At 33.7% G+C, this 11,259-nt stretch carries 6 protein-coding genes; all 6 read left to right on the forward strand.

Annotation, left to right across the window (positions count from 1 at the left end):
* The first annotated feature begins 3 nt into the window (after positions 1 to 3).
* Positions 4 to 417: a response regulator gene (locus tag B5X55_RS13455; RefSeq protein ID WP_079513150.1), complete on the forward strand. Its 414-nt coding sequence runs from the start codon at positions 4 to 6 to the stop codon at positions 415 to 417.
* Between the two features lie 471 nt (positions 418 to 888).
* Positions 889 to 1,995, forward strand: a complete 1,107-nt coding sequence (locus B5X55_RS13460; RefSeq protein WP_234999736.1) for an MBL fold metallo-hydrolase — start codon at positions 889 to 891, stop codon at positions 1,993 to 1,995.
* A 191-nt stretch (positions 1,996 to 2,186) separates the two neighbouring features.
* Positions 2,187 to 5,021, forward strand: coding sequence for an excinuclease ABC subunit UvrA (gene uvrA / locus B5X55_RS13465; protein WP_079513152.1), 2,835 nt, complete (start codon positions 2,187 to 2,189; stop codon positions 5,019 to 5,021).
* A gap of 39 nt (positions 5,022 to 5,060) precedes the next feature.
* Positions 5,061 to 5,747: an LOG family protein gene (locus tag B5X55_RS13470; protein WP_079513153.1), complete on the forward strand. Its 687-nt coding sequence runs from the start codon at positions 5,061 to 5,063 to the stop codon at positions 5,745 to 5,747.
* 53 nt (positions 5,748 to 5,800) lie between these two features.
* Complete coding sequence (locus B5X55_RS13475; RefSeq protein WP_234999738.1) at positions 5,801 to 8,605, forward strand: gluzincin family metallopeptidase; 2,805 nt, start codon at positions 5,801 to 5,803, stop codon at positions 8,603 to 8,605.
* A gap of 157 nt (positions 8,606 to 8,762) precedes the next feature.
* A complete protein-coding gene (locus B5X55_RS13480; RefSeq protein ID WP_079513154.1) occupies positions 8,763 to 11,174 on the forward strand; it encodes an alpha-ketoacid dehydrogenase subunit alpha/beta in 2,412 nt (803 codons plus the stop codon).
* Positions 11,175 to 11,259: the final 85 nt, after the last annotated feature.

The following is an 11,259-nucleotide window of genomic DNA, read 5'->3' on the forward strand; positions in this document are numbered from 1 at the left end:
TATATGAGCAACCTTTTAAAAACCTGTATTGTAGATGATGATTTAATATATCGATTCACCATGGTCAAAACACTTGAATCAATCAAGTTGCCAATGGATATTATGGTATTTTCGGATGGAGAGAAAGCCATCAATTTTATGTTGGATAATCTTGATAATGAGCCCGAATATCCTGATGTTATTTTTTTAGATATTGATATGCCAGTTATGGACGGTTTTCAATTTATGGAAGAATTCATTAAAATTAAACCAAGAATTGGAAAGAGCATAACCATTTATATGGTGTCTTCATCAATTGACCCAGTAGATATTGAAAGAGCAAACAACATAAGCGCGATTTCTGATTATATTATAAAACCAATAGGATTGGTTCGATTGAAAGAGATTATGGAAAATTTACTAGATGAGAGGAAATAGGTTGCAAAACTAGCTATTGTCCAAATTATAGTCAATAGCATTTTAGTTAAGATTTAAATTCGAACAAAGATGACATAGCCCTTATATTCCGTTTTTCTGCTTTTTTTTCATATTTAAACTATTAAGTCATTAGCTCAAGAAGTGATTAATCTATGAAGTTAATCTTCTCTTTTCACTAAACGTAAAAGTGTTTTCACTTAGTTTTTTTATATTATTTCAGGTCATTTATTTAGTGAATTTTCGCCTTTTTTTAGCTATGATATACAAATACTGTCATAGCGATTATTAGTGCACTATAGATACATAAATTGTATCCCTCCTATTTATAAGTTTAAAATCATTGAAAAATAAACTGTAATCAAGAAGTGTCTTCATTTATAGGAAATTACGAATAGTTTTACAGCAAAAAATTTTGAAATATCAACAAACAGCCTATTAAAATAAATGCTCAAAAAGATTTTAAAAAAGATAATGATAATAACCATAATCTTAATAGGATTATTAATAATCTTATTTCTAGTATTCACGAATTTCTACCCAAGTTTTGGTGGAAATAGCACCAAGAAACAGCAATTAGTTTATGAACAATCCAATCAATTTAATAATGGGAAATTTCGAAATACTAGTCCTGTCCCAAAAGATTTAAGCTTTACAGAGACTTTAAGTTTAGCTTATAAATTTTTCACTACGAAGGTTCCTAATGGCCGACCTAAAGTAGATTTGAAAGCTCAAAAGATAGATTCAATTAATATCGCTGATTATGTTGGTCAGGCAAGAATGATTTGGTTCGGTCATTCTTCATTTTTATTACAAATTGAAGGAAAAAATATTCTAATCGACCCAATGTTCGGTAAGGTGCCTGCTCCTCACCCACTTTTAGGCGAAAACCGATTTAATAAAGAGTTTCCTCTAGAAATTAAAAAATTACCTCAAATAGATGCCGTGATTTATTCTCATGATCATTATGACCATTTAGACTATGAATCTGTGTTGAAAATTAAAAATAAAACAAGACATTTCTATACACCGCTTGGTGTTGGAAATCATTTGCAAGCATGGGGAATTCCCGATGCTAAAATTACTGAAATGGACTGGTGGCAGGAAGCCAAATTTGAAACCTTAAAATTAGTTTGCACCCCTGCACAGCATTTCTCAGGTAGAAATATAAACAATAGTCAAAGTACGTTATGGAGTTCTTGGGTAATTACCTCTGAAAATGAAAATATTTACTTTAGCGGTGATAGTGGATATGCTCCACATTTTAAGGAAATAGGAGAAAAATACGGTCCATTTGACCTTGCTTTGTTGGAATGTGGCCAATACAATCAAATGTGGTCAGATATTCATATGATGCCCGAAGAAACTGCTAAAGCAGGTATTGATGTTAAAGCTAAAAAAATAATGCCGATTCATTGGGCCGGATTTAAATTAGCTCTACACGATTGGAAAGACCCAATTATGCGTGTAAAGGCAAAAGCTGATGAATTAAACATAGAGGTTATCGCTCCACAAATCGGGCAAGAAATTATGGTAAAAGATACGATTACCACATATCCCAACTGGTGGAAGGATTTATAAATTTAAAAAAGGATTTACGAGATTTATATACGTTATAATTTTGTGTTGGGTATTCTCATATAATCAAATATTTTATTATAATACAACACTATATTTAACAGAAATTTAGTCCATATTACGTAAAGCAAAGAATACCGCGACATATGTAAATCGCACTCAAAATCGTACTTTTGCATCTTTGCTATGAATACATGATTAATTTTGAAGAAAATATAGAGGTTAAAGGCGCCCGCGTTCATAACCTTAAAAATATAGATGTTACAATTCCCCGCGATAAACTAGTTGTAATTACTGGCTTATCGGGTAGTGGAAAATCTTCCTTGGCGTTTGATACAATTTATGCTGAAGGTCAAAGACGTTATATTGAAACGTTTTCTGCTTATGCAAGACAATTTTTAGGTGGGCTAGAAAGACCTGATGTTGATAAGATTGATGGGCTATCACCTGTTATTGCCATTGAGCAAAAAACAACCTCTAAATCTCCTAGATCTACGGTTGGTACCATAACCGAAGTATACGATTTCTTAAGACTGCTTTTCGCTCGTGCTGCCGACGCACATAGTTATAATACTGGCGAAAAAATGGTTAGTTATAACGATGAACAAATTAAAAATTTGATTATCGAATCGTATGATGATAAAAAAATAAACATACTAGCTCCCATCATTAAGTCTAGAAAAGGGCATTATCGAGAACTATTCGAGCAGATAGCCAAACAAGGCTTTGTTAAAGTTAGAGTAGACGGTGAGGTAAAAGATATTGTAAAGGGTATGAAAGTGGATCGTTACAAAACCCACGATATCGAAATTGTCATTGACCGACTAAAGGTAATTGAGAGCGAAGATTTTCATAAGCGATTATCAGAAACCATAAATACAGCCATGTATAGTGGTAACAATGTGCTTATGGTGTTAGAAGAAGGCACCGATGTGCCTAGGTATTTTAGTAGAGACCTTATGTGCCCGACTACCGGTATCTCCTATCCTACTCCTGAGCCAAACACTTTTTCCTTTAATTCACCGAAAGGTATGTGCCCCAATTGCAGTGGCTTGGGTCATGTTTATGAGGTAAATGAAAAAAAGATATTCCCAGATAAAAAACTATCTATTAAAAGTGGTGGTATTGCTCCTCTTGGAGACTATAAAAAATCTTGGGCTTTTAAACAGATTGAAACGATTGCAGAACGCTATAATTTTCAAATTACCGACCCAATTAAAGACATACCGAAAGAAGCCATTGAAATTTTATTAAACGGTGGTCAAGAAAGTTTTGAGGTAGACTCAAAGTCTTTGGGAGTAAAGAGAACGTATAAAATAGATTATGAAGGAATTTCTAACTTCATAAAAAATCAGTTTGAAGAAGCGGCATCTACCTCCATAAAGCGATGGGCCAAAGAATACATGGATAAAATAATTTGTCCAACATGTACTGGCTTTCGTTTAAGAAAAGAATCGCTATACTTTAAAATAGAAGATAAAAATATAGCCGAATTAGCAAATTTAGATATCGTAGAGTTGGCTGATTTTTTTAACGGACTTGATAAAAAATTAAAAGGCAATCAACTTAAGATAGCCGAAGAAATCATAAAGGAAATAAATACTCGTATTCAGTTTCTTTTAGATGTAGGTTTAGATTATTTATCGTTAAATAGAAGTTCAAAATCACTCTCAGGTGGTGAAGCACAACGAATACGATTAGCAACTCAAATTGGTTCTCAACTTGTAGGCGTATTATATATATTAGATGAACCTAGCATTGGTTTACACCAACGAGATAATGAGCGTTTAATTAAATCTTTAGAATCATTAAGAGATATCGGCAACTCTGTAATTGTTGTAGAGCATGATCGTGATATGATTGAACGTGCCGATCATGTTATTGATATAGGACCAAAAGCTGGTAAAAATGGCGGTGAAATTATTTCAGAAGGAACTCCCGAACAATTAAAGAATTCCAACACCTTAACAGCGGATTATATGACCGGTGTCAAGAGAATTGAAGTTCCTAAAAATAGAAGACCTGGCAATGGCCATGAAATTGTTTTATCGGGCTGCACAGGTAATAATCTAAAAAATATAACTGTCAAATTACCACTAGGAAAAATGATTGGTGTTACCGGGGTATCTGGTAGTGGTAAGTCTACATTAATCAACGAAACACTTTATCCGATTATGAACGCCCATTATTTTAATGGGGTTAAAAAACCTATGCCGTATAAAAAAATTACTGGCTTAGAACATATCGACAAAGTAATAGATATTAACCAATCTCCTATTGGTAGAACACCAAGGTCCAACCCTGCAACATACACTGGTGTTTTCAGTGAGATTAGGTCTTTATTTACAAAAACAACAGAAGCCTCTATCAGAGGTTATAAACCGGGCAGATTTAGTTTTAATGTAAAAGGTGGTCGCTGTGAAACTTGCCAAGGTGGTGGCCTTAGGGTTATTGAAATGAATTTTTTACCTGATGTATATGTTGAATGTGAAACATGTAACGGTAAAAGATTCAACCGCGAAACCTTAGAAATAAGATATAAAGGAAAGTCAATTTCCGACGTATTAGAAATGACTATCGACGAAGCAGTTTCATTTTTTGAACTTATACCTAAAATTCATCGTAAGTTAAAAACGATACAAGATGTTGGTCTAGGTTACATATCTTTAGGTCAACAGTCAACGACACTTTCTGGTGGTGAAGCCCAACGTATAAAACTGGCAACAGAACTTTCTAAGAGAGATACGGGCAATACATTTTACATTTTAGACGAACCCACTACCGGTCTTCATTTTGAAGATATTAGGGTTTTAATGGATGTTTTAAATAAATTAGCTGATAAAGGAAACACCGTTTTGGTCATTGAACATAATATGGATGTAATTAAAATGGTAGATTACATCATAGATATTGGTTATGAAGGCGGACGTTCAGGGGGTCAACTGGTAGCAAAAGGTACTCCTGAAGAAGTTGCCAAAGACAAGAAGAGTTATACCGCAACCTTTTTAAAGCGGGAATTGGAATTTTAAATATAGTTTTCAAAAACTAAAAGATTAGGTACAAAATTTATGAGATCAGAAAAACATCCTAAAGGTTGGAATGAAATAAAAACCAACGACTCTTGGGCCATTTTCAAAATAATGGGTGAGTTTGTAAACGGTTTTGAACGTATGAGTAAAATAGGACCATGCGTTTCAATCTTCGGCTCTGCCAGAACTAAAGAAGAAGATCCGTATTACAAATTGTCTGTATCAATTGCAAAGTCGATTGCCGAGGCAGGTTATGGTATTATTACAGGTGGTGGGCCTGGTATCATGGAAGCAGGTAATAGAGGTGCAAGTTTAGCTGGCGGCACATCTGTTGGTTTGAATATTGACCTTCCTTTTGAACAACATGACAATCCATATATTGATAATGATAAGAGTTTAGACTTTGACTATTTCTTCGTAAGAAAAGTTATGTTCGTTAAATATTCTCAAGGCTTTGTTGTAATGCCAGGTGGTTTTGGAACTTTAGACGAATTGTTTGAAGCAATTACATTGATACAAACTCATAAAATTGGTAAATTTCCAATCATCTTAGTTGGTAGCGAATTCTGGACAGGTCTTATGGATTGGGTAAAAGGAACCATGCTTAAAATGGGGAATATTAGTCCTGAAGATTTAAACCTTATAAAAATTGTAGATACCGAAGTAGAAGTTGTAGAAATTATAGATTCCTTTTACAAAGGACATACGATGAGTCCTAATTTTTAATCATAGCCTTGATCAGTAAATTCAATATACTTTTTTGTTTAAGTTTAATTCTATTGGTTTCTTTTATAACCAAGGGGTATGCTCAATATAAAACCGAACTAACGGTTAGTTTAAATGAGTATACCAATGAATTAGACATACGCCAAGAATTCACCTATTATAACGACTCAAATTACAACCTAGGTGTAATTTACTTTAATGACTGGGCAAACGCCTATTCAGATAAAAACACAGGATTAGCTAAACGATTCGCTCAAGAATTTAAAAAATCTTTACATCTCGCAAAGGCTGGTGAACGTGGCACCACTACAATTGTTAGTGTTGTTGACGACTCCTATAATGGCTTAGAATGGAGCCGTACTGAAGGAAAAGATATTTTGAAAGTTACTCTAGGTAATATTTTACTTCCAAAAAAATCAACAAAGATTTTTATTACTTATAAAGTAAAATTACCTCCTAACAAATACACACCTTATGGGTATAATCAAAAAGGCGGTTATTATTTAAAAGATTGGTATTTAACACCAGCAGTGTACGATGGCAAATGGCATCTATACTCAAATAAAAATCTTGAAGACCTTTATACCAATGTTACTAATACAGTAATTAATTTCAAGTTTCCCGATAGTCTTTATTTAGCTTCAAATTTTGATGTTGAATATTTATCAGAATACCCTAATGGCCAATTTGTCCAATTAAAAGGAAATTTACAAAGAGGAGGGGAAATAGTATTAAACCCACAAGATGAGTTTACTACACATGTAACCCCTCACATGACATTTTTAACGAATATAAAAGCACCTCGTTATAGTCCTATAGGTCAAGGACTTTCCATTAGCAAAGTAGCTGATTTTATTTATGACAATTTAGGAGAGTATCCTCATAAAAAAATATTGGTAAGTGAATTAGATTATAATAAAGATCCTTTATATGGTTTAAACCAATTACCCTCATTTATAAGGCCTTACGAAGAACAATTTCAATTTGAAATGAAATTTCTTAAAACCTCATTAAACAGTATTTTGAGGGAGACCCTATTTTTAAATCCGCGTAAAGACCAGTGGTTAAATAGCGCCATCGCGAATTATTTGATGATTGCTTATGTTGAAGAATACTACCCAGACCAAAAGCTTATGGGTAAGCTTTCAAAAATTTGGGGATTTAGAAGTTTCGAATTGGCTAAAATGGACTTTAATGATCAGTACTCTTTTTTATATAACCTAACAGCGCGTAAGAATCTAGATCAAGCACTAAGAACATCTAATGACTCCCTTATTTGGTTCAATCAAAAAATCGCAAATAAATATAAGGCTGGTTTAGGCCTCGCCTATTTAGCAGATTATATTGGTAAAGAACGAGTCGATGAAAGTATAAAGACCTTTTTTAAGTATTATAAATTAAATACAGTCAAAGTCCTTGATTTTGAGTCGATCCTAAAACGGTCGACCACCCAAGATATCAATTGGTTCTTTAGAGATTATGTTTCTACTGACCGTAAAATTGATTTTAAGATAAAAAAGGTAAAAAAAGTTGAAGATTCATTGTTAGTAACAATTAAAAATAAAGAAGGGACTAATGTACCTATATCAGTCTTTGGGCTTAAAAATGATTCTATAGTATCTGAATACTGGTTTAGTAATATTGAATTTGAGGAGACTTTTACAATTCCTAATAACCAAGAAGATAAACTGGTGCTTAACTACAACCAGAAAATTCCAGAATTTAATCAGAGAGATAACTGGAAATCTTTAAAAGGGTTTTTATCGAGTAACAAGAAATTAAATTTTACTTTTTTCAAGGATGCCGAAAACCCTTATTACAATCAAATGTTTTATGTACCTGTGCTTAATTTTAATATTTATGACGGTTGGGCACCTGGCATGCGTCTTTACAATAAAACTCTGTTAGAACGCCCCTTCGTTTACGATTTCTCACCCTCATACTCTTTTAAAGAAAAGGCATTCGTTGGTTATGGTAAATTTACATATAGAAAGTATTTAAGCAAAAGTGGTCTGTATGTTGCCAACTATGGCATAGGAGCTTCAACATCTCATTTCAATGAAAATTCAAGATATACTTCTATAACTCCGTCATTAAGCTTCGGCTTTAGACCTGAGGACTTATTGTCCAATAAGCGAGAATTCATTTCTTTTAGATACGTTAATATTTTACGAGATTTCGACCCATCACTACTGAGTTTGGCTAATGACCCAGAAAATCCTGATTATAGTATTTTTAATGCTCGTTACGTCAATAGAAATAACGGAATTTTAGATTATAATTCATGGTTTGCAGATTTTCAGTTAGCTGGTAATTTTAGTAAAGTTTCTTTCGAATATGAATACCGAAAATTGTTTGAGAATAACAGGCAATTGAACCTTAGGTTTTTTGCTGGTAAGTTTTTAAGCAATAAAACAAATACCGACTTTTTTAGCTTTGCTTTAGACAGACCTACAGATTATCTTTTTGACTATGGCTATTTGGGTAGGTCTGAAGATTCAGGTATTTACAGCCAACAAATAATTATTGCCGAAGGTGGTTTCAAATCCTTTTTGGATCAACAGTATCGATTTTCAAATAATTGGATGGCTACTGTTAACGGTAGTTTTAATTTATGGAAATGGATAGAATTATATGGGGATGCTGGTTTAGTAAAAAATACAGGAGCTAATGAGAAATTCGTTTATGATTCTGGTGTTCGTTTAAACTTAGTGACCGATTATTTCGAACTTTATCTACCTGTGTATTCTAACAACGGCTGGGAAGTCTCACAACCTAACTACGGTGAAAAGATTAGATTCATCATAACAGTAAGCCCTAAAACCCTTACTGGACTTTTTACAAGAAAATGGTTTTAAACTGTTGAATTTTAATTCCGCTACTGATATTTGGACTAATAATTCTGATATTTTCAGTATTATACCAAATTTGTTGAAAAATATGGAATAAATTAACTGGTTACAGCGTTGCTAAAAAGTACATGATTCGGTAATTTTGTAAAAACACGTTTTATACATGGATGTTTCTTCAAAGACTAGTAATGACATTTCTTTTGATGATTTTAAAGAACAAATTATAAGTGATTATGAAATTGCTTTTTTAAGCAGGACTTGTAGTTTGTTAGGAAGAAAAGAAGTCCTTACCGGAAAGGCTAAATTCGGCATCTTTGGCGACGGAAAAGAGTTACCACAATTGGCTATGGCAAGATCATTTAAAAATGGTGATTTTAGAAGTGGTTATTATCGAGATCAAACATTCATGATGGCATTAGGTCTTTTAAAACCAAAAGACTTTTTTCACGCACTATACGCTACTACCGATATTGAAAAAGAACCCATGAGCGCCGGCAGGCAAATGGGAGGTCACTTTTTAACCCACAGCCTTAACACAGATGGCAGCTGGAAAGACTTAACGAAACAAAAAAATAGTAGTGCCGATATTTCATGTACCGCAGGGCAAATGCCACGTCTTCTAGGTTTAGCTCAAGCATCTAAGGTATACAGAAATCTAAAAGGTCTAGATGGCGCTAAATTCTCCGTAAATGGTGATGAAATCGCTTGGGGAACTATTGGTAATGCAAGCACTAGTGAAGGCATGTTCTTTGAAACTATAAATGCTGCAGGTGTTCTTCAAGTACCTATGGTCATTAGTATTTGGGATGATGAATATGGTATTTCGGTACCTGCAAAATATCACACTACTAAAGAAGATATTTCAAAAGTACTTTCAGGTTTTCAACGAACAGAAAGTGAAAAAGGATATGAAATTTTTAAGGTAAATGGCTGGGATTATACCGCACTAATGCATGCATACGAAAATGCTGCAGATATTGCTAGGCAAGAGCATGTACCGGTAATGATTCATGTTAAGGAATTAACACAACCACAAGGTCATTCAACATCAGGCTCTCATGAGCGTTATAAAGATAATAAGCGTTTAGAATGGGAACGAGATTTTGATTGCAACAAACGTTTTAAAGAATGGATTCTTGAATCTGGTATTGCCAATAATGAAGAATTGGAAGCCATTGAAAAAAGAATTAAGCGAACTGTTCGAGAAGCTAAGAAACAGGCTTGGGAAGAATATCTACAAGGACTATTAGCCGCTAAAAAAACATTAGTCGCTTTAATTGAACAAGCTTCAAGCAAAAGTCCGAACAAGAACTTTTTAAATAAATTAAAGAACGATTTAATTGCAACAGAAGAACCTATTAAAAAAGATTTGGCAATATCGGCCCGTAAAGCTTTACGTTTTCTTTTAGGGGAATCATCAACCGAGAAAGCAGCTTTAATAGAATGGACATCTAAATTTCTACAGGAAGCTCAAGATATTTATAGCAATAACCTTTATAGTGAAAACGAAAACAAAGCTACCAATATTAATGCGGTTGCGCCTATATTTAAGGATGACTCTGAACAAGTAGACGGTCGGGTTATTCTGCGGGATAATTTTGATAAATTATTTGAAAAATATCCAAACACATTAATCTTCGGAGAAGATACTGGAGCCATTGGTGACGTAAATCAAGGCCTTGAGGGAATGCAAGAAAAGTACGGTGCTATTCGCGTAGCTGATACAGGAATACGTGAAACGACCATTATTGGACAAGGAATAGGTATGGCCTTAAGAGGACTTCGCCCAATTGCTGAAATACAGTATTTAGATTATATTTTTTATGCTATGACTACCTTAACCGACGATTTAGCATCTTTACTTTACAGAACAGCTGGTAAGCAAAAGGCGCCATTAATCATTAGAACACGAGGCCACAGATTAGAAGGTATTTGGCATTCTGGTTCACAAATGGGTGGCCTTATACATTTATTGAGAGGTATGTATATTTTAGCCCCTCGAAATATGACACAAGCGGCAGGATTTTACAATACACTATTAAAAAGTGATGAACCCGCATTGGTTATCGAAAGTTTAAACGGTTATCGATTAAAAGAAAGAAAACCCAACAACCTGGGTGAATTCTGCACTCCAATAGGAAAAGTTGAAACAATTAAAAAAGGTAGCGACATAACTTTGGTTTCTTATGGGTCTACATTAAGAATTGTTGAAAAAGCCGCTAAAGAACTATTAGAAGTAGGCATTGATGCCGAAATAATTGATGCGCAAACCTTACTGCCATTTGACATAGACAAAGATGTTGTAGAAAGTATAAAGAAAACGAACCGATTATTGGTTATTGATGAAGATGTACCTGGCGGATGTTCTGCATATTTACTTAATGAAATTATTGAAAAGCAAGGCGCCTTTAAATATTTAGATAGCGCACCACAAACATTGAGTGCAAAAGCACATAGACCGGCTTATGGCACTGATGGTGACTATTTTTCAAAACCAAACAGGGAAGATATTTTTGAAAAAGTTTATGCAATTATGCATGAATCAAGCCCTAATGATTTTCCAAAACTTCGATAAATTATATAAAAAAATCCCATTCTTAAATGGGATTTTTTTTGGTAACAATTATACTTTCAATTTTTGATATCAGATTTAGAACCCT

The sequence above is a fragment of the Maribacter arcticus genome (assembly GCF_900167935.1).
In the GTDB taxonomy this organism is placed as follows: Bacteria; Bacteroidota; Bacteroidia; order Flavobacteriales; family Flavobacteriaceae; genus Maribacter; species Maribacter arcticus.

Excerpts from the sequence above, each read along its gene's own strand:
- B5X55_RS13455 (WP_079513150.1), top strand. The coding sequence starts at position 4 with ATGAGCAACCTTTTAAAAACCTGTATTGTAGATGATGATTTAATATAT.
- B5X55_RS13470 (WP_079513153.1), top strand. The coding sequence starts at position 5,061 with ATGAGATCAGAAAAACATCCTAAAGGTTGGAATGAAATAAAAACCAAC.
- uvrA (WP_079513152.1), top strand. The coding sequence starts at position 2,187 with ATGATTAATTTTGAAGAAAATATAGAGGTTAAAGGCGCCCGCGTTCAT.
- B5X55_RS13460 (WP_234999736.1), top strand. The coding sequence starts at position 889 with ATGATAATAACCATAATCTTAATAGGATTATTAATAATCTTATTTCTA.
- B5X55_RS13480 (WP_079513154.1), top strand. The coding sequence starts at position 8,763 with ATGGATGTTTCTTCAAAGACTAGTAATGACATTTCTTTTGATGATTTT.